We start from the raw sequence: 19,855 nt of genomic DNA, 5'->3' as shown, positions 1-19,855 counted from the left end.
ACCCCTAAGTCGCCGCGCGCCGGGTCCGGAGTTGCCGCTGTGGCGGAAGTCGTCACATGTGGCGCATTCCGCCACCTTTCTTGGCCGACCGCACCTGCTTGAGAGCTGAACGACCGCCGCTACAGTCGAGCATCACGCGACTTCGCACCGTCGCGGCGCGACTCCGTACGGCGTTCGACTCCCCGGGCATGCCCGCCGCTCCTTTCCGGACCGGCACACCGTCACCCGAAACAGCCAGGAGGCCCCCCGACCATGCCCCTGCGCCACCTCACCCCCCGTGACCAGCAGCTCTTCTGGCAGTACGGCCGCGGCCCCGCCGTCGCCGTCCCCGATCCGCTGCTCCACCACGCCGTCGAACGGCACGCCCGCACCGCTCCCCACACCGTCGCCGCCGAACACCAGGGCGCGACGCTCACCTACGGCCGGCTCGACCACGCCGCCGACGCCCTCGCCGCCCGCCTCCGCGCGGACGGCGTCCGCCCCGGCGACCACGTCGGCCTCTTCGTGCGCCGCTCCCTCCCGATGCTCGTCGGCCTGCTCGGCATCCTGAAGGCGGGCGCCGCCTACGTCCCCCAGGACATCGGCCTGACCCCGGCCGCCCAGCTCGCCCACGTCATCCGCACCGCCCGCACCCGGGTGATCCTCACCCAGCGCGCGTACGCCCCGCGCGTCCCGCTCCCCGACGGCCACCGCCTCCTCGCCCTCGACGACGCCCTCGACGCTCCGCAGCCGTCCGCCCCCACCGTGCCCCGGCCCGCCGTCCACCCCGACGACGGCGCCTACGTCCTGTTCACCTCGGGCACGACCGGCCGCCCCAACGGCGTCAAGGTCACCCACCGCAACCTCGCCAACATCCTCCTCACCGCCCCCGGCGACCTCGGCATCCGCCGCGGCGACCGGGTGGCGCAGCTGCTCAACGTCGCCTTCGACATGGCGGCCTGGGAGATCCTGGGCGCGCTCACCCACGGCGCCACCCTCGTCATCCGGGGCAAGGACATCGCGGCCACCGCCCGCACCGCCACCGTCCTGATCGCCACCCCGACCGTGCTGTCCGGCCTCGACCCCGCCGCCTGCCCGCGGGTGCGCACGGTCGCCGTCGCCGGGGAGCCCTGCCCGCGCCCGCTCGCCGACGCCTGGGCGCGCCGGGCCGTCTTCCACAACTGCTGCGGCCCCACCGAGACCACCATCGTCAACACGATGCGCCGCCACGACCCGGCCGCCCCGCTGCTCACCATCGGCCGCCCGACCCCCAACAACACCGTCTACGTCCTCGACGCCCACCGCCGGCCGCTGCCCATCGGCGAGGTCGGCGAGATGTGGGCGGGCGGCGACTGCGTCTCCGCCGGCTACCTCGGCGACGACGCCCTCAACGCCGAGCGGTACGCCCCCGACCCCTTCCTCGGCGGCGGCCGCCGCATGTTCCGCACCCGCGACCTGGGCCGCTGGACCCCCGACGGCGAACTCGAACACCTCGGCCGCACCGACGACCAGGTCAAGGTCCGCGGCTTCCGCGTGGAACTCGACTCCGTCTCCTCGGTCCTGGAACGGCTGCCGGGCTGCGCCCGCGCGGTGACCCTGAAACGCGACGCCCGCACCCTGGTCTCCTTCGTCTGCCCCGCCGACGTCGACCCGGAGGCCGCCCGACGCGCGGTCGCGGACGCCCTGCCGTACTACTGCGTCCCGGAGCGGGTGCTGCCGCTCGCCGCGCTTCCCGAGACCGACCGCGGCAAGATCGACAAACGGGCGCTGCTGCGGATGGCCGAGGAGCGGCCGGCGGTGGCCCGATGACCACGTCACTCGACCGGGATGTCGAGCTTCCTCCGCTCACCCCTGGTGCGCGCCGCCTGTGGAAGCACCCGCGCCTGATGCACTACAACCGGCTGGCGGCGCTGGTGATCGCCGTCAATGCCGCTTTCGCGGCGGCCAGTTGGCCTCTCTCGACGCCGACACTGGGCCACACGGCCCTCGCCAATGTCACTCTGGCCGTCCTGGTCCGTCAGCAGTACGTCATCAACCTTCTCTTCCGGCTGGCCACTTCGGCGCCGACGAGCTGGCCGCTCAAGGTCCGCTGGACGCTGGGCAAGGTGTACCACTTCGGCGGACTGCACGTGGGCGGGGCGCTGGCGGGCACGGCCTGGTACCTGGCGCTGACGATCGTGACCCCGAACGGCCCGCTCAGGGCGGTGGGCTGGACCCTGCTGACTCTCCTCGCCCTGATCGTCGCCACCGCCCTGCCGCCCTTCCGCTCCCGCCACCACGACCACTTCGAGCGGATCCACCGCTTCGGCGGCTGGCTGGCCCTCGCCCTCTTCTGGACCCACACCCTGCTCGGCGCCCCGGGGCCGGTCCCCGTGACCGTCCTCGCCCTGGTCACCCTCAGCGTCGCCCTGCCCTGGCTGCGGCTGCGCAAGGTCGACGTCCGGATCGAACGCCCCTCCCCGCATGTGGCCCTGGCCCGCTTCGACTACGGCGAGACGCCCTTCGCGGGCTCCTCCACCGCCATCAGCCGCAGCCCGCTGACGGAATGGCACTCCTTCGCCAACGTGCCCGCCCCCGGCCGGTCCGGCTTCCGCCTCACCGTGTCCCGCGCGGGGGACTGGACGGGCTCCTTCATCGACGACATGCCCTCCACGGTGTGGGTGAAGGGCATCACCACGGCCGGGGTCGCCAACATCGAGGTGCTGTTCAAGAAGGTGGTGTACGTCGCCACCGGCAGCGGTATAGGCCCCTGCCTCCCGCACCTCCTCGCCGCCGAGGTCCCCTCCCGTCTGGTCTGGGCGACCCGCGACCCCCGCGCGACCTACGGCGACGCCCTGGTCGACGAGATCCTCGCCGTCCAGCCGGACGCCGTCGTCTGGGACACCTCCCGGCACGGCAAGCCCGACATGGTCCGCCTGGCGTACGCCGCGTACCGGGACTTCGGCGCCGAGGCGGTGATCTGCATCTCCAACAAGAAGCTCACCTGGCAGGTGGTGCACGGCCTGGAGCGGCGCGGGATCCCGGCGTACGGCGCGATCTGGGACTCATGACGACTCGCCGGAACTCCTCACCCTGGAGGAAGCCCATGAACCACCTCAAGCTCGAACGCGACGGCGCCGTGGTGACCGTACGCCTGCACCGCCCGCACGTCCGCAACGCCCTCAGCTCCGCGCTGCTCGCAGAACTCCTGGACGTACTACGCCCCTTGGACGCGGACCCGGAGACCGGCTGCATAGTGATCACCGGCTCCGACACCGTGTTCGCGGCGGGCGCCGACATCAAGGAGATGGCCGACCGCTCGGCCGTGCGGATGGCCGCGGAGGACTACTTCGCCGACTGGGAGCACTTCGCCGATCTGCGCACTCCGAAGATCGCCGCCGTCCACGGCCACGCCCTCGGCGGCGGCTGCGAACTGGCGATGATGTGCGACCTCGTCATCGCGGGGGAGTCGGCGGTCTTCGGCCAGCCGGAGATCAAGCTCGGCGTGATCCCGGGGATCGGCGGCACCCAGCGCCTGACCCGCCTGATCGGCCGGGCCAAGGCGATGGACCTGGTCCTCACCGGCCGCCCGATGGACGCGTGGGAGGCGGAGGCGAGCGGCCTGGTCTCCCGGGTCGTCCCCGACGACCAGGTACTCCCCGAGGCCCTCCGCACGGCGGCCACCATCGCCTCCTACGGCCGCGCCGCCGTCCGCGCCGCCCGCGAATGCGTCGACCACGCCCTGGAAACCGGCCTGCGCGACGGCATCCGCTACGAACGCCGCGTCTTCCACGCGTTGTTCGCCACGGAGGACCAGAAGGAAGGCATGACGGCCTTCCTGGAAAAACGCCCCGCCCACTTCACCGGCCGCTAGGACCTGCCTCCCGGCTCATGCCGACGTCGTGGGGTCCGCCCCTGAACCGGCCCCCACGGCCGCCGCCGGGCGGTCACCGCGGGCAGCGGGGCAGCGGGGCGGCGGCCGAGAGGCGGCTTGGAGCGGTCGCGCGCCCGCCCGCGCTGCCGCGCTGCCGTGCCCGCCCGCGCTGCCGCGCTGCCGTGCCCGCCCGCGCTGCCGCGCACCGGCCGCGCAGTTGGCGCCCGCCCGTTTCTCCGGCCGCTAGCCCGGCCCCTGCGGTCGTCGCGGCTGGCGCCGGGCGGTCGCCGGGGGCAGTGGGTGGTGGCCGAGCGGCGGCTTGGAGCGGCCGCGCATCGTCGGCGCTGCCGCGCACTGGCCGCGCAGTTGGCGCCCGCCCGCTTCTCCGGCCGCTAGCCCGGCCCCTGCGGTCGTCGCGGCTGGCGCCGGGCGGTCGCCGGGGGCAGCGGGTGGTGGCCGAGCGGCGGCTCGGAGCGGCCGCGCACCGTCGGCGCTGCCGCGCACTGGCCGCGCAGTTGGCGCCCGCCCGCTTCTCCGGCCGCTAGCCCGGCCCCTGCGGTCGTCGCGACTGGCGCCGGGCGGTCGCTGCGGGCAGCGGGCGGCGTCCGAGCGGCGGCTTGGAGCGGCCGCGTACCGCCCGCGCTGCGGCGCACCGGCCCGCGCTGCCGCGCACCGGCCGCGCAGCGGCGCCGGTCCGCTTCACCGGCCGCTAGGGCCTGTCTCCCGGGTCATGCCGGGGTCGCGGGGTCTGGCCTTAGCTGGACCTTGCGGTCGCCGCGGCTGGCGCCGGGCGGTCGCCGCGGGCAGCGGGCGGTGTCCTGGCGGCGGCCCGGACTGGCCGCGCACCGCCCGTGCTGCTGTGCACTGGCCGCGCTGCCGTGCACCGCCCGCGTCGCCGTGCACTGGCCGCGCTGCCGCGCACCGCCCGCGCTGCCGCGCACCGCCCGCGCCGCCGTGCATGCACTGGCCGCGCTGCCGCGCACCGGCCGCACCGCCCGCGCTCGCCTCATCGCCCCCCGGCCAGCGCCCGCTCCACCCCCGGTTCCTCCGGCCCGAGGAACCGGGGATCCGGCTCCAGGACCGCGTCCAGTGCCGCCTTGCCGCTCGCGAAGACCTCCCGGACGCCGCCGTAGTACCAGGTCGCGTCCCGCTTGGCGTAGACCCCGACGCCGTACGACTCCACGCCCGCCTCCCGGCACAGCGCCACCGCCCGCCGGATGTGGAAGTCCTGGCTGATCAGCACCGCCTCGTCCACGCCGAAGATCTTCTTGGCGCGGACACAGGAGTCCCAGGTGTCGAAGCCCGCGTAGTCGCTGACGATCCGCGCGTCCGGGACGCCGTGCCGGGTCAGATACGCGCGCATCGCGTCCGGCTCGTCGTAGTCCTCCCGGCTGTTGTCCCCCGTCACCAGGACCACCTCGATCCGGCCCGCCCGGTACAGCTCGGCCGCCGCGTCCAGGCGGTGGGCGAGATACGGCGACGGCTCGCCGTTCCACAGCCCCGCCCCGAAGACGACGGCGACCTCGGTGCGCGGCACGTCGGCGACGGTCCGCAGCCGGTCGCTCGTCGACACGTACAGCCAGGTCGACGGCAGCAGCGCCAGCACACACCCCGCCATCACGGCCTGCACCAGCCGCCGACGGCCGGTCCGAGTGCGCGGGAAACGGGGTCGTACGATCTTCATACCGAAAGGGACGGAATGTGAGGCGCCCTGGTTGCGTGCCCCTCACACACCCCCCGCCCCCCGCCGTGAACCCACGGAAAACGCCCGTGACCCCCACGCAACGGCTCGGCAACGTCCTCCCGGCACCCTCGATACATGGACAGCCAGCTCAGCCACCGCCCCGGACCCCCCGCGCTCGTCGTCGTGGCCCACGGCAGCCGCGACCCGCGCGCCCTCGCCACCGTCCGCGCCCTCCTGGACCGGGTCCGCGAGCTGCGCCCCGGCCTGCCGGTCCACCTCGGGCACATCGAGCTGAACGAACCCCTGCTCCCCGACACCCTCGCCGCCCTGGGCGACCGCGAGGCGATCCTGGTCCCCCTCCTCCTCAGCCGCGGCTACCACGTCAAACAGGACATCCCCGAGATGGCCGCCGCCACCCTGGCCCGCACCCGCCTGGCCGCCCCCCTGGGCCCCCACCCGCTGCTGGTCGACACCCTCCACACCCGTCTGACGGAGGCTGGCTGGCGCACCCCGGTGACGGAGACCGAACGCCGCACGACCGCCGTGATCCTGGCCGCCGCGGGCTCCCGCGACCCCGACTCGGCAACCGACACCGGCCGCACGGCCGCCCTCCTCGCCACCCGCCTGGGCGTCCCGGTGATCCCCGCCTACGCCTCGGCGGCGGCCCCCACGGTGGAGGCAGCCGTCCGCTCCCTGCGAGCACGGGGCCGCCACCACATAGCCGTGGCCTCGTACTTCACGGCACCGGGCCGCTTCGCAACGGAATGCGCCAAGGCCGCCCCGGATATAGCGTCGGACCCCCTGGGCGCCCACCCCTTGATGGCGGAACTCCTACTGCACCGCTACGACGAGGCAATGGCAGCAACGAGGAATCGGGCGCTGGCTGCGACTTCCTAAGGGGCGCGGGGCTGTATCGATGTGCGGCTCCGCCGCGTGGGCGCGACCAGCCCAAAACAACCCGCACCCGCAAACCAACAACAACCCGGCAGACGCATCTGCGCTTACTGTCAACACATGGAAGGCAACGCATACCCCGCATCCGCAACCGAACGCTGGGCCCCCGAGCCCGACAAACGCCCCGGCCGCACCGCCTTCCAACGCGACCGCGCCCGCATCCTGCACTCGGCCGCACTCCGCAGACTCGCAGGCAAAACGCAAGTCGTCACTCCCGGCACGACAAGCCAGGCGTGGGACCCCAGTCCCCGAACCCGCCTCACCCACTCCCTGGAGTGCGCCCAAGTCGGCCGCGAACTCGGCGCGGCCCTGGGCTGTGACCCCGACCTCGTCGAGGCCGCCTGCCTCTCCCACGACCTCGGCCATCCCCCCTTCGGCCACAACGGCGAAGAAGCCCTCAACGAGTTCGCCGAGGACTGCGGCGGCTTCGAGGGCAACGCCCAGTCCCTGCGGCTCCTCACCCGCATCGAGCCGAAACGCTTCACCCCGGAAGGCTCCGTAGGCCTCAACCTCACCCGCGCCACCCTCGACGCCGCCACGAAGTACCCCTGGCCGCGAGGCGCCCACCCCACCAACCCGGCGTCACCGAAATTCGGCGTCTACGAGGACGACCGCCCGGTCTTCGACTGGGCCCGCAAGGACGCCCCCGGCACCCGCACCTGTTTCGAGGCCCAGGTCATGGACTGGTCCGACGACGTGGCGTACTCCGTGCACGACGTCGAGGACGGCTTGCACGCCGGCCATATCGACCCCAACCTCCTGCACGCCGAGCCGGAACGCCAGGAGATCTTCCGCGTCGCCATCGGCCGGTACGTCCCCGCCGACACCGACCCGGCCGAACTCGCCGCGGCCCTGGACCGCCTCCAGGACCAGGAGTGGTGGCCGCACGGCTACGACGGCTCGGCCGTCGCCCAGGCCCGGCTGAAGGACGCCACCAGCCAGCTCATCGGCCGCTTCTGCCTGGCCGCGGAGGGCGCCACGCGGGAGGCGTACGGCGGCGGCCGGCTCACCCGGTACGGCGCCGAGCTGGTCGTACCGCGCGAGACGCGGATGGAGTGCGCGGTGCTGAAGGCCGTCGCCGACTGGTACGTCATGCAGCGCGCCGAGCAGACCCGGCTCCGCGCCGACCAGCGGATCGTCGTCGCCGAACTCGCCGAGGCGCTCACCGTTCGTGCCCCGGACGGCCTGGACCCGCAGTTCCGCGCGCTGTTCGACCAGGCCCCCGACGACCGGGCCCGCAAACGGGTGATCGTCGACCAGATCGCCTCGCTCACGGACGTCTCGGCCCGTTTGTTGCACGCGAGACTGACGGGACATATGTGACACCGATGTGACCGTGCGTGGCCTGATCGGGTCACCCCCTCTTCCCCCCTCACGCTCCGTGCGGGAGGCTCGCATCTGGCGGCACAGTGACGAGGAGGCATCAAGTGGTCGACGCGGATCAGACATTCGTCATCGTCGGAGGAGGACTCGCCGGCGCAAAGGCGGCCGAGACGCTCCGCGCGGAGGGCTTCACCGGGCGGGTGATACTGATCTGCGACGAGCGCGACCACCCGTACGAACGCCCTCCCCTCTCCAAGGGCTTCCTGCTCGGCAAGGAGGAGCGGGACAGCGTCTTCGTGCACGAGCCCGCCTGGTACGCGCAGCACGACATCGAACTCCACCTCGGCCAGACCGTCGACGCGATCGACCGGGCCGAGAAGACGGTCCGCTTCGGCGAGGACGGCACGATCGTCCGCTACGACAAGCTGCTGCTGGCCACCGGCGCCGAACCCCGCCGCCTGGACATCCCGGGCACCGGCCTGGCCGGCGTCCACCATCTGCGCCGCCTCGCCCACGCCGAGCGCCTCAAGGGCGTCCTCCACCACCTCGGCCGGGACAACGGCCACCTGGTGATCGCGGGCGCCGGCTGGATCGGCCTGGAGGTCGCGGCGGCGGCCCGGGAGTACGGCGCCGAGGTCACCGTCGTCGAGCCGGAGCCGACCCCGCTGCACGGGGTGCTCGGCCCCGAGCTGGGCCAGCTCTTCGCCGAGCTGCACCGGGAGCACGGGGTGCGCTTCCACTTCGGCCTCCGGCTGACGGAGATCGTCGGGCAGGACGGCGTGGTGCTGGCGGCCCGTACGGACGACGGCGAGGAGCACCCGGCGCACGACGTGCTGGCGGCGATCGGCGCGGCACCGCGCGTCGCTCTCGCGGAGGCGGCCGGGCTGGAGATCGCCGACCGGGCGCACGGCGGGGGTGTCATCGTGGACGAGCGGCTGTGCACGTCGGATCCCGACATCCACGCGGCCGGGGATGTCGCCGCGTTCCCCCACGCGCTCTTCGGCACGCGGATGCGGGTGGAGCACTGGGCGAACGCGCTGAACGGCGGCCCGGCGGCGGCGCGGGCGATGCTGGGGCAGGACGTCGTCTACGACCGGGTGCCGTACTTCTTCTCCGACCAGTACGACCTGGGCATGGAGTACTCGGGGTGGGCGCCGCCCGGGTCATACGACCAGGTGGTGATCCGCGGTGATGCCGGGAAGCGGGAGTTCATCGCCTTCTGGGTGAAGGAGGGGCGGGTGCTGGCCGGGATGAACGTGAACGTGTGGGACGTCACAGAGCAGATCCAGCGGCTGATCCGGTCCAGGGAGCAGGTGGACACCGAGGCCCTGGCGAACCCGCACGTTCCGCTGGAAAGCCTCGTCCCGTGACTGTCACACCACCCCCGTAGAATTCATCCGTGGCAGGACGGATCAACGACGAGGACGTGAAGGCGGTACGGGACGCGGTCCCGATCGACGCCGTGGTGTCCGAGTACCTCCAGCTGCGCAACGCGGGCGGCGGCAACCTCAAGGGGCTGTGCCCGTTCCACGACGAGAAGTCGCCGTCCTTCCAGGTCAGCCCGAGCAAGGGACTCTTCCACTGCTTCGGCTGCCAGGAGGGCGGCGACACCATCACCTTCGTGATGAAGGTCGACCACCTCTCCTTCTCGGAGGCGGTCGAACGCCTCGCCGCCCAGGCGGGCATCACCCTGCGCTACGAGGAGGGCGGGTACAACCCGTCCCACCAGCGCGGCGAGCGCATCCGCCTGGTCGAGGCCCACAAGATCGCCGCCGAGTGGTACGCGGAACAGCTCGCGACCTCCCCCGAGGCCGAGACCGGCCGGATCTTCCTCGCCGAGCGCGGCTTCGACCAGGCCGCCGCCGTCCACTTCGGCGTCGGCTACAGCCCGCAGGGCTGGGACCACCTCACCCGCTATCTGCGCGGCAAGGGCTTCAGCGACAAGGAGCTGCTGCTCTCCGGGCTGTCGCAGGAGGGCCGCCGCGGCCCGATCGACCGCTTCCGCGGCCGCCTGATGTGGCCCATCCGCGACATCGGCGGCGAGGTGGTCGGCTTCGGCGCGAGGAAGCTCTACGAGGCGGACAACGGGCCGAAGTACCTGAACACCCCCGAGACGGCGATCTACCGCAAATCCCAGGTCCTCTACGGCATCGACCTGGCGAAGAAGGACATCGCGAAGTCCTCCCGCGCGGTCGTCGTCGAGGGCTACACGGATGTCATGGCCTGCCACCTGGCCGGGGTGACGACGGCGATCGCGACCTGCGGCACGGCCTTCGGCGGCGACCACATCAAGATCCTCCGGCGTCTGCTGATGGACAACGGCTCGGCCCGCGTGATCTTCACCTTCGACGGCGACGCGGCCGGCCAGAAGGCGGCCCTGCGCGCTTTCGAGGACGACCAGAAGTTCGCCGCCGAGACCTACATCGCCATCGCGCCGGACGGCATGGACCCGTGCGACCTGCGCCTCGCCAAGGGCGACGAGGCGGTGGCCGACCTGGTCGAGCCGCGCACCCCGCTCTTCGAGTTCGCCCTGCGCCAGATCGTCTCCCGCTACGACCTGGACACCCCGGCGGGCCGCGCCGCCGCGCTGGACGAGGCGGCGCCCATCGTCGCCCGCATCAAGAACAGCGGCGCCCAGCACGAGGTCGCCGTCCAGCTCGCGGGCATGCTCGGCATCCTCGACACCCAGTTCGTGGTCAAGCGGGTCGCCCAGCTGGCCCGGTGGGCGCGTGACCGGGGCGGCAAGGGACAGGGCGGCGGCCCGTCACAGCAGCGCGGCCCCCAGCCGTCGTACGACGCCGCCCCCCGCCCCACCACCGCCGGCCCGGCGCTCAACCTCCGCAACCCCGTCTACGCCACCGAACGCGAGCTGCTCAAACTCGCCCTCCAGCGCCCGGAGCTGGTCTCCCCGGCGTTCGACGCGTACGGCGTCGACGAGTTCACCGCCCCGCCCTACGCCGCCGTGCGCCAGGCCATCCTGGACGCGGGCGGCGCCGAGTACGGCACCCAGGACCCGCAGGAGTACCTGGTCCGGGTCCGCGAGGCGGCCCCCGACGACACGGTCCGCGCCATGGTCACCGAGCTGGCCGTCGAGGCGATCATGCGCCGCACGGTCGACGAGGCCTACGCGGGCGAACAGCTGGTCTGGGTCCGCCGCCGCGCCGTCGACCGCCGCATCCAGGACATCCAGTCCACCCTCACCCGCCTCGGCACCGGCGGCGACCCGGCCCAGCTGGCCGCCGTACAGAACGAGCTGTGGGTCCTCCAGCAGTACGGCCAGGCGTTGCGAGAGCACGGCGCCGCCGCGCTCTGACCCCTCGGACGTCCGCCAGGGTAACCACGCGGTCACGCACCGGACTCAAAAAGTCCACGCACGCCCCTCGTGGCGGAGATGTGTCTTACCCCACACTGGGGGGCGGTGCCTGAGTCCTCGGAGCGCGGCCGGTCCGTCCCCCCACGGGTCCCTCCCCGCGGTTCCGCCACCTCAGCAGCGATCACCCTGGAGGTCGCCCCCGTGCAGACCCAGACCCTCGTCCCTACCGACAGCCCCACCACCGCGGAACCCGACGCGGAGCCGGACGTGCTGGTGGCCGTGCCGCCGCAGAGCCGTGCGGCGCACCACCCGGAGACGCGGCCGGAGACGGAACCGGAGCCCGGGCCGCCGCCCGAAGCCGAGGCCGAAGCCGAGGCCGAAGCCGACCCCGCGACCGAGCCCGTCGAGCCGCCGCCCGGACGGGTCGTCGACACCGGCGGTCCCTCCTCCGACCTGTTCCGGCAGTATCTGCGCGAGATCGGACGGATCCCGCTGCTCACCGCCGCCGAGGAGGTGGAACTCGCCCGCCGGGTCGAGGCCGGACTGTTCGCCGAGGAGAAGCTGCTCAACACCCCCGACCTGGACAGCAGGCTCGCCCACGACCTGGACCGCCTCGTCGTCATGGGCCGGATGGCCAAGCGCCGGCTGATCGAGGCGAACCTGCGGCTGGTGGTGTCCGTCGCCAAGCGGTACGTCGGCCGCGGGCTGACCATGCTCGACCTCGTGCAGGAGGGGAACCTGGGCCTCATCCGGGCCGTCGAGAAGTTCGACTACGCCCGCGGCTACAAGTTCTCCACCTACGCCACCTGGTGGATCCGCCAGGCCATGTCCCGCGCCCTCGCCGACCAGGCCCGCACCATCCGCGTCCCGGTGCACGTCGTCGAGCTGATCAACCGGGTGGTGCGGGTGCAGCGCCGCATGCTCCAGGAGCGCGGCTACGAACCCACGCCCGAAGAGGTCGCCGCCCATCTCGACCTGCCGCCCGAGCGGGTCGGCGAGGTGCTGCGGCTCGCCCAGGAGCCCGTCTCCCTGCACGCCCCCGTGGGCGAGGAGGACGATGTGGCGCTGGGCGACCTGATAGAGGACGGCGACGCCGCCTCCCCCGTGGAGTCCGCCGCGTTCCTGCTGCTCAAGGAGCACCTGGAGGCGGTCCTCTCCACCCTCGGCGAGCGCGAGCGCAAGGTCGTCCAGCTGCGTTACGGCCTCGTCGACGGACGTCCGCGCACCCTGGAGGAGATAGGCCGCATCTTCGGGGTGACGCGGGAACGGATTCGCCAGATCGAGTCCAAGACCCTCAACAAGCTCCGCGACCACGCCTTCGCGGACCAGCTGAGGGGCTACCTGGACTGAGAGGAGGGGCCGCTCCCACGGCGAGAGCGGCCCCATATCGCTAGTCGACCTCCGCGACCGCCTGCGCGAACTGCGCCTTGTACAGCCGCGCGTACGCCCCGTCCGCCGCCAGCAGCTCGCTGTGCGCGCCCTGTTCGACGATCGAGCCGTTCTCCATCACGAGGATCGTGTCCGCGTCCCGGATGGTCGACAGCCGGTGCGCGATGACGAACGACGTACGCCCGTGCGCCAGTTTGGCCATCGCCTTCTGGATCAGCACCTCGGTACGGGTGTCGACCGACGACGTCGCCTCGTCCAGCACCAGGATCACCGGGTCGGACAGGAACGCCCGCGCGATGGTGATGAGCTGCTTCTCACCCGCGCTCACGCCCGAGCCCTCGTCGTCGATCACCGTGTCGTAGCCGTCGGGCAGGGTGCGGATGAACCGGTCCGCGTGGGCGGCCCGCGCCGCCTCCTCGATCTCGCCCCGGGTGACCTTCCTGGACGCCCCGTACGCGATGTTCTCCGCGATGGTGCCGCCGAACAGCCAGGTGTCCTGGAGCACCATGCCGATCCCGGCGCGCAGTTCGTCCCGGGACATCGTCGCGATGTCCACGCCGTCGAGGGTGATGCGCCCGCCGGTCACGTCGTAGAACCGCATCAGCAGGTTGACCAGCGTGGTCTTTCCGGCGCCGGTCGGGCCGACGATCGCCACCGTCTGGCCCGGTTCCACGGTCAGCGTCAGATCCTCGATGAGCGGCTTCTCCGGGTCGTACCGGAAGGACACCCGCTCCAGCGCGACCCGCCCGCGCAGCTCCTCCGGCCGCACTCCCGGCACCGGATCCGCCGACTGCTCCTCCGCGTCGAGGAGTTCGAAGATCCGCTCGGCGGAGGCGACACCCGACTGCACCAGGTTGGCCATCGAGGCGATCTGCGTCAGCGGCATCGAGAACTGCCGCGAGTACTGGATGAACGCCTGCACGTCACCGATCGACAGCGACCCGGACGCCACCCGCAGCCCGCCGACCACCGCGACCAGCACATAGTTCAGGTTGGACACGAACATCATCAGCGGCTGCATGACACCGCTGTTGAACTGCGCCCTGAACCCGGCCTCGTAGAGCGCCTCGTTCTGCTCGGCGAACTGCTTCGCCGACTCCTCCTGCCGCCCGAACACCTTCACCAGGGTGTGCCCGGTGTACATCTCCTCGATGTGCGCGTTGAGCGTGCCGGTGGACCGCCACTGCTGCACGAAGTGCGGCTGCGACCGCTTCCCGACCCACGTCGCCACGTACAGCGACAGCGGGACCGTCACCAGCGCGACCAGCGCCAGGATCCACGACACCCAGAACATCATCGCGAGCACGCCGATGATGGTCAGCAGCGAGTTGATGAGCTGGCCCATCGACTGCTGGAGGGTCTGCCCGATGTTGTCGATGTCGTTGGTCGCCCGGGACAGCACCTCGCCGCGCTGCCGCTTGTCGAAGTACGACAGCGGCAGCCGGGACAGCTTCGTCTGCACGTCCTCGCGCAGCCGGTACATCGTCCGGTTCACGGCCCGGTTCACCAGCCGGGTCGCCACCGCCATCAGCAGTCCGGCGACCACGAACACGGCGAGCGCGACCAGCAGGACATTGCCCACGGCGGTGAAGTCGATGCCCTCGCCGGGCGTGAAGTCGGTGGAGCGGAGCATGTCGGCGACGTCGCCGTCACCGCGCTCCCGCATCCCGTCGAGGACCTGCTCCTTCGAGGCGCCCTCGGGCATCTGCCGTCCGACGACGCCCGCGAAGACCAGGTCGGTGGCCTTTCCGAGGATCCACGGCCCGACCGAGTTGAGGCTGACGCTGATCACCACGCACAGCAGCAGCGCGTAGATCGTGAACCGCTCCGGCCGGAACTGGGCGACGAGCCGCCGGCCCGACCCCCTGAAGTCCAGCGAGCGGTGATCCGGTCCGGTCCCGGCCATCATCCGCCCCATGGGCCCGGCCATCAGGCAGCCTCCGCTTCCGTCAGCTGGGAGAGCACGATCTCCCGGTAGGTCTCGTTGTCCGCCATCAGCTCGTGGTGCCGTCCGGTGCCGACCACCCGGCCCTCGTCGAGGACGACGATCCGGTCGGCGTCGCGGATGGTCGCCACCCGCTGGGCCACGATCACCACGGTCGCCTCGGCGGTCTCCCGGGCGAGCGCGGCGCGCAGGGCCGCGTCGGTGGCGTAGTCGAGGGCGGAGAAGGAGTCGTCGAAGAGGTAGATCTCCGGGCGCTGGACGAGGGTGCGGGCGATGGCCAGCCGCTGCCGCTGACCGCCGGAGACATTGGTCCCGCCCTGCGCGATGGGGGAGTCGAGCCCGTTCTCCAGCCGCTCCACGAAGTCCCTGGCCTGCGCCACCTCCAGCGCGTGCCACAACTCCTCGTCGGTGGCGTCCGGATTGCCGTAGCGCAGGTTGGTCGCAACCGTGCCCGCGAAGAGATACGGCTTCTGCGGGACCAGTCCGACGGTCTTCGCCAGCACCTTCGGGTCGATGGTCCGTACGTCCTCGCCGTCGACGAGGACCTCCCCGTCCGTCGCGTCGAACAGCCGGGGGACCAGGCCCAGCAGGGTGGACTTGCCGCTGCCGGTCGAGCCGATCACCGCGGTCGTCTCGCCGGGGCGGGCGACCAGGTCGATGGCCTTGAGCACCGGCTCCTCGGCACCCGGGTAGCGGAAGCCCGCGCCCCGGATCTCCAGGTGCCCGTGCCGGCGCAGCTCGGTCACCGGCGCCGTCGGCGGCACGACGCTGGACGAGGTGTCCAGCACCTCCTGGACGCGCTCGGCGCAGACCTCCGCGCGGGGCACCATCATGAACATGAAGGTGGCCATCATCACGGACATCACGATCTGCATCAGATAGGCGAGGAACGCGGTCAGATCACCGATCTGCATCCCGCCGCTGTCGATCCGGTGCGCGCCGAACCACACCACCGCGATCGACGACAGGTTCACCACCGTCATGACGATCGGGAACATCAGCGCGAGCAGATTGCCGGTGCCCATCGCCATGCCGGTCAGCCCGGCGTTCGCCTTCCGGAAGCGCTGCTGCTCGTACTCGTCGCGGACGAAGGCGCGGATCACCCGGTTGCCGGTGATCTGCTCGCGCAGCACCCGGTTCACCGTGTCCAGCCGCTCCTGCATGGTCCGGAACAGCGGCCGCAGCCGCCGCACGATCAGCGTCACGGAGATGCCGAGCACGGGCACCACGCCGACCAGCACCCCGGACAGCGGCACATCCAGCCCCAGCGCCAGCACGATGCCGCCCACGCACATGATCGGCGCCGACACCATCAGCGTGAACGTCATCAGCGCCAGCATCTGCACCTGCTGGACGTCGTTGGTCGTCCGGGTGATGAGCGAGGGAGCCCCGAAGTGACCGACCTCACGCGCGGAGAAGGACTGCACCCGGTCGAAGACGGCGGCCCGCACGTCCCGGCCGAGCGCCGCGGCCGTACGGGCGCCGTAGTACACCGCACCGATGTTGCAGACGACCTGGGCCAGCGAGATGCCGACCATCAGGGCGCCGAAGGAGAGGATGTAGCCGGTGTCCCCGGTCACGACACCGTTGTCGATGATGTCCGCGTTCAGGGTCGGCAGATAGAGGGTCGCGCAGGTCTGCAGGAACTGCAGCAGCACCAGCAGGGCGATGGGTTTTCGGTAGGGCCTGAGATAGGTCCGCAGGAGTCGTATGAGCACGCTGAGGTCTCTCGGTGGTCGGCGGGAGGGGCCGGATGGTTGCCCCTGGCCCCTATCGTCGGACACTCCACCCGCGTTACCTCAACCGATTAACCCGACGGGCGGTCGCTACGACCGGAACGCCCCTGGATGGGTCTGCTCCCGTACGGACACGAACTGCTGCCGTACCGCCTGCCCCACCGCGAGCTCCTCGCCGGGCTCCAGCACCTGCGCCACCGCCCCCTGCCAGGCCGGCGGAGTGCGCGGGTCCAGGCCGCCCTGCGACACCCCGAGCGCCCAGGCGGCCTGCCGGGCGGCGCCGATCGCCGCGTAGTCGGCGGGCTGCGGTACGACGACCTGCGCGCCGAACAGGGACGGCGCCGCGGCCTGCACGGCGGGCAGCTCGGCGGCCGGGCCCAGCAGGAAGATCCGCCGGACCTCCACGCCCCGCCCGCGCAGCACGTCGAGCGCGTCGGCGAGCCCGCACAGCATGCCCTCGAACGCGGCCCGCGCCAGATGCTCCGGCTTCATCGACTCCCGCCGCAGGCCCGCCAGCGTGCCCGCGGTGTGCGGCAGCGACGGCGTCCGCTCGCCCTCCAGATACGGCAGCAGGACGAGTCCGTGGGCGCCCGGCGTCGACTTCAGCGCCAGGTCGGACAGGCTCTCCAGATCCGGCAGACCGAGGAGTTCGGCGGTGCCGCGCAGGGTGCGCACGGCGTTCAGCGTGGTCACGACCGGCAGATGCATCCCGGTCGCGTCGGCCAGGGAGGTGATCGTCCCCGTCGGGTCGTGCAGCGCCTCGTGATGGACGGCCATCACGGACCCGGAGGCCCCGAGCGAGACGACGGCGTCACCGAACCCGAGCCCCAGCCCGAACGCGGCCGCCATGGTCTCCACGGTCCCGGCGGAGATCAGCAGTCCCTCCGGCGTCGTACCGGCCGCGTCCGACGGTCCGATCACCTCCGGCAGCATGGCCTGATGCCCGAGCGCCAGCTCCACGAGATCGGGCCGGTAGCCGCCGGTGGCGGCGGACCAGTAGCCGGTGCCGGAGGCGCCGCCGCGGTCGGTGGTCCGGCGCACCGGCCGGCCGAGCAGCTGCCACACCAGCCAGTCGTGCGCCTGCAGCAGCACGGCGGTGCGCGCGGCGGCCTCCGGCTCGGTCTTCGCCAGCCAGCGCAGCTTGGTCACCGGGTGCGCGGCCTGCGGCACACAGCCGACGGCCTGCGCCCAGGCCTCCCGGCCGCCGAGCGCGTCGACCAGGTCGGCCGCCGCGACCTGGGCGCGCTTGTCGCCGCCGACCATGGCCGGGCGGACGGTGTTGCCCTGCGCGTCGAGCGGGACCACCGCGTTCGCCTGCGCGGACACGCCGATCGCCTGGACGCCCTCGAGCAGGCCACCGCCGGCTGCCTCGCCGAGGGACAGCAGCCAGGCCTGTGGATCGATGTCGCTGGGCCGGCCGCCGTCGGGGCTCTCCAGCGGATGGGGGGCATATCCCTGCCTGAGCACGGCCCCCGTCTCCGTGTCGCAGACGACGATACGAGTGAAATCAGGCGCACTGTCCAGCCCGGCGACTATCCCCATGGAACAGATTGTGCCGTAGCGCCGCGCTTGCTCGAGCCGGGGCGCATGGGCGCCCTCAGGGAGCGGCAGTCGCCTGCGATCAAGAGGAACCGCTACGTGGCGCTCGTGCCCCAGTCGTCGTCTCGGCCGTTGTGGCGGAAGCGGTCGGGCATGCGGTCGCCGACCTTCTCGCTGACCTTGTGGTAGGCCTTGCCGGCGTACTGGCGGCCCTGCTGGGCGGCGGTCTCCGCGGTGTTGCGGACGGCCGGGTTCTGCGCGACCCGCTGGGCGGACTTCTTCAGCTGTTCGTAGCGCTCGCGCCCGGCCCGTGTGCCCAGGACGTAACCCAGAGCGAGTCCGACGACGAACGTGAGCCGGTAACGCATGGCGGCCACCCTTTCCTTGCGTAGTCCCTGGCACGGTTCCGGTGCGGCATCGGGCCCGGGGGTACCGATTGGCGGAGCACCCCCCTGCTTGCGCTAATGTATGTGTCGCAGCGAGCGAGCGCCCCCTGGCGGATACCCAGGTAGGTACGTTCGATGCAACGAGGCATTCCTCCGTAGCTCAATTGGCAGAGCAGCCGGCTGTTAACCGGCAGGTTACTGGTTCGAGTCCAGTCGGGGGAGCTCGGTCCTCCGTAGCTCAATTGGCAGAGCAGCCGGCTGTTAACCGGCAGGTTACTGGTTCGAGTCCAGTCGGGGGAGCATGCTGAACGAGGACCCTCCGGGGTCCTTTTTCATGTTGGTTCACGCCCGGTTTCCTGTCCGGTGGAACCACTCGGGCCGTGGCGGAGTCCTCATGGTCGTGCGAAGCCGACCATGCCGGAGCAGGAGATCGTATGAGCGGCTATGCTGCGGCAGACGGCGCGCACAAATGTGCGCGACGCGCCGCGAGGGGCGGTAGCTCAGCCGGTTAGAGCAGCGGACTCATAATCCGTCGGCCGTGGGTTCGAGTCCCACCCGCCCCACCTCTGCGGGTCGGTGCAGGAACGTTTTCACCTGCACCGACTGTGCGCCCCGCATCCTGCAGACGCGTGTAGCGACACGCCGTAGATCGTTAGCTCGCTCAACGCTCGACCGAAGCGCAGGCGATCAAGACATGGAGCGGCCCGGTCGGCGTCGGGGGCGCTGGCCGGGGGCGCGGCTCAGCGGCGAGCGGAGACGATTCTGGACGCCGGCTTCGGGCGGAGCCTGACGGCACCACCATGGCCCATCCGCAAGCGCCCCAGCCTGCAGATGGTCACCGAGACGGTGCGGCAATGATGTGCGGGTGTTCTACGAAGATCTCAGCGAGTACGACTACCAGGACGAGGACGAGTTCACGGACAGGGAGTCAGGCTTCTACGCGCTCTGGTATCGCCCCGCATACACCCGCCTGAGTGTCGGGTGGCTGGAAGCCGGCAAGCCGTACTCGACAGGAACGGTCCCCGCGGGGTTCGTGGAGAGGCTGAGGGCTGTTCAGGAGATCCAGTGGGTGAACGTCTGCCTCGGGGTGCACGAGTGCGACCTGTGCCCTGAGGCGGTCGCTCCGGAAGGGAACGGGGAGGTACGGATCCCGGGCAAGCCCGGCCTCACCTATGCCGCTCCGTTCCTGATCACCCACTACATCACCGCCCACGGCTACCGACCGCCACAGGTCTTCATCGATGCCGTTCTCGCCGTCGATCTCGATGCATGGGCGGCCGCGCGATGGCCCGACGTTCCCTTCCCCTGGGTTCCGGATGACGCGGAACGGGTGCTGGGGTAGAGGCGGGCGAACCTCACGCGCGCAGCGTTGATGGTCACGTGATGACGTGGGAGTGGTCCGCGGCCAGGTGCTCCTCGAACCGCTCCTTCAGGGTGGACAGGTCGCGCGCGGTTTTGCCGACCTTGCCCTCGGTTCGGTGGACGCCGTCCTTGATCGATTCGCCGCCGTTCGGCGTCAGCTCCTGCACCGCGTTCGCGATGACGACGATCCGCCGGTTGATCCGCCACACGCCGCGGGCGAGCGCGCCGAGGGCGAGCAGGTCCATGGGCGCCCAGCTCCCGGTCGACGCCCGTGCCGCTGACGACGTACTCGATGATGTACGCCGCGCTGAAACCGTTCGCGGTGGCCCGGTGGGCCCGGTACACCCATGCGTACAGCCGCGCGGGGCGGACATCGCGGGCTACCACGCGCC

Annotated in this window: 15 protein-coding genes and 3 tRNA genes; 12 read left to right on the top strand and 6 right to left on the bottom strand. The window is 71.8% G+C overall.

What is annotated here, in order from left to right:
* Window positions 1-252: 252 nt before the first annotated feature.
* Genes ACZ42A_RS03375 through ACZ42A_RS03365 form a run of 3 tightly spaced genes read left to right on the top strand, consistent with a single transcriptional unit; the run spans window position 253 to window position 3,832 of the window.
* Window positions 253-1,788: an amino acid adenylation domain-containing protein gene (locus ACZ42A_RS03375; protein ID WP_468525429.1), complete on the top strand. Its 1,536-nt coding sequence runs from the start codon at window positions 253-255 to the stop codon at window positions 1,786-1,788.
* Complete coding sequence (locus tag ACZ42A_RS03370) at window positions 1,785-3,029, top strand: ferredoxin reductase domain-containing protein (protein WP_468525428.1); 1,245 nt, start codon at window positions 1,785-1,787, stop codon at window positions 3,027-3,029. Before ACZ42A_RS03375 ends, ACZ42A_RS03370 begins: the two co-directional genes overlap by 4 nt.
* Window positions 3,030-3,064: 35 nt before the next feature.
* Complete coding sequence (locus ACZ42A_RS03365; RefSeq protein WP_468525427.1) at window positions 3,065-3,832, top strand: enoyl-CoA hydratase-related protein; 768 nt, start codon at window positions 3,065-3,067, stop codon at window positions 3,830-3,832.
* Between the two features lie 1,006 nt (window positions 3,833-4,838).
* On the opposite strand, the gene ACZ42A_RS03360 is transcribed toward ACZ42A_RS03365, so the two are convergent.
* Window positions 4,839-5,516 carry a SanA/YdcF family protein gene (locus ACZ42A_RS03360; protein ID WP_468525426.1) on the bottom strand — a complete coding sequence of 226 codons (678 nt, stop codon included), beginning with the start codon at window positions 5,514-5,516 and terminating at the stop codon, window positions 4,839-4,841.
* Window positions 5,517-5,651: 135 nt separating this feature from the next.
* On the opposite strand from ACZ42A_RS03360, the gene ACZ42A_RS03355 reads away from it, so the two are divergent.
* The 5 genes from ACZ42A_RS03355 (at window position 5,652) to ACZ42A_RS03335 (ending at window position 12,456) form a co-directional block, all read left to right on the top strand.
* A complete protein-coding gene (locus ACZ42A_RS03355) occupies window positions 5,652-6,413 on the top strand; it encodes a sirohydrochlorin chelatase (RefSeq protein WP_468525425.1) in 762 nt (253 codons plus the stop codon).
* Window positions 6,414-6,530: 117 nt separating this feature from the next.
* Window positions 6,531-7,793 carry a deoxyguanosinetriphosphate triphosphohydrolase gene (locus tag ACZ42A_RS03350; RefSeq protein WP_468525424.1) on the top strand — a complete coding sequence of 421 codons (1,263 nt, stop codon included), beginning with the start codon at window positions 6,531-6,533 and terminating at the stop codon, window positions 7,791-7,793.
* A 104-nt stretch (window positions 7,794-7,897) separates the two neighbouring features.
* Window positions 7,898-9,163: an NAD(P)/FAD-dependent oxidoreductase gene (locus tag ACZ42A_RS03345; RefSeq protein WP_468525423.1), complete on the top strand. Its 1,266-nt coding sequence runs from the start codon at window positions 7,898-7,900 to the stop codon at window positions 9,161-9,163.
* A gap of 29 nt (window positions 9,164-9,192) precedes the next feature.
* A complete protein-coding gene (gene dnaG, locus ACZ42A_RS03340; RefSeq protein WP_468525422.1) occupies window positions 9,193-11,106 on the top strand; it encodes a DNA primase in 1,914 nt (637 codons plus the stop codon).
* 105 nt (window positions 11,107-11,211) lie between these two features.
* Window positions 11,212-12,456, top strand: coding sequence for an RNA polymerase sigma factor (locus ACZ42A_RS03335; RefSeq protein WP_468525421.1), 1,245 nt, complete (start codon window positions 11,212-11,214; stop codon window positions 12,454-12,456).
* Between the two features lie 40 nt (window positions 12,457-12,496).
* Here the strand turns inward: ACZ42A_RS03335 and ACZ42A_RS03330 are convergent, their stop codons facing one another.
* From ACZ42A_RS03330 to ACZ42A_RS03315, 4 genes are all read right to left on the bottom strand, one after another.
* Window positions 12,497-14,425: an ABC transporter ATP-binding protein gene (locus tag ACZ42A_RS03330; RefSeq protein ID WP_468525420.1), complete on the bottom strand. Its 1,929-nt coding sequence runs from the start codon at window positions 14,423-14,425 to the stop codon at window positions 12,497-12,499.
* Window positions 14,425-16,158: an ABC transporter ATP-binding protein gene (locus ACZ42A_RS03325; RefSeq protein WP_468525419.1), complete on the bottom strand. Its 1,734-nt coding sequence runs from the start codon at window positions 16,156-16,158 to the stop codon at window positions 14,425-14,427. Before ACZ42A_RS03325 ends, ACZ42A_RS03330 begins: the two co-directional genes overlap by 1 nt.
* Window positions 16,159-16,266: 108 nt before the next feature.
* Window positions 16,267-17,718 (bottom strand): xylulokinase, encoded by a 1,452-nt coding sequence (locus tag ACZ42A_RS03320; RefSeq protein ID WP_468525418.1) that lies wholly within the window; start codon window positions 17,716-17,718, stop codon window positions 16,267-16,269.
* Window positions 17,719-17,810: 92 nt separating this feature from the next.
* Entirely contained in the window at window positions 17,811-18,083 is a 273-nt protein-coding gene (locus ACZ42A_RS03315) for a YtxH domain-containing protein (RefSeq protein WP_468526123.1), read from the bottom strand.
* 167 nt (window positions 18,084-18,250) lie between these two features.
* On the opposite strand from ACZ42A_RS03315, the gene ACZ42A_RS03310 reads away from it, so the two are divergent.
* The 4 genes from ACZ42A_RS03310 (at window position 18,251) to ACZ42A_RS03295 (ending at window position 19,443) form a co-directional block, all read left to right on the top strand.
* Window positions 18,251-18,323: transfer RNA gene (locus ACZ42A_RS03310), tRNA-Asn, on the top strand.
* 5 nt (window positions 18,324-18,328) lie between these two features.
* Window positions 18,329-18,401: transfer RNA gene (locus ACZ42A_RS03305), tRNA-Asn, on the top strand.
* A gap of 189 nt (window positions 18,402-18,590) precedes the next feature.
* Window positions 18,591-18,664 (top strand) — tRNA-Ile (locus ACZ42A_RS03300).
* A gap of 302 nt (window positions 18,665-18,966) precedes the next feature.
* Window positions 18,967-19,443, top strand: a complete 477-nt coding sequence (locus ACZ42A_RS03295) for a DUF7919 family protein (protein WP_468525417.1) — start codon at window positions 18,967-18,969, stop codon at window positions 19,441-19,443.
* A gap of 34 nt (window positions 19,444-19,477) precedes the next feature.
* Here ACZ42A_RS03295 and ACZ42A_RS03290 read toward each other — a convergent pair whose 3' ends face one another.
* On the bottom strand, window positions 19,478-19,708 hold the full coding sequence (locus ACZ42A_RS03290; protein WP_468525416.1) for a hypothetical protein: 231 nt from the start codon (window positions 19,706-19,708) through the stop codon (window positions 19,478-19,480).
* Between the last annotated feature and the right edge of the window lie 147 nt (window positions 19,709-19,855).

This window comes from Streptomyces sp. NPDC030838, assembly GCF_055572035.1.
Note: the sequence above shows the minus strand (reverse complement) of the source record. Positions and strands in the feature narration are given on the sequence as shown.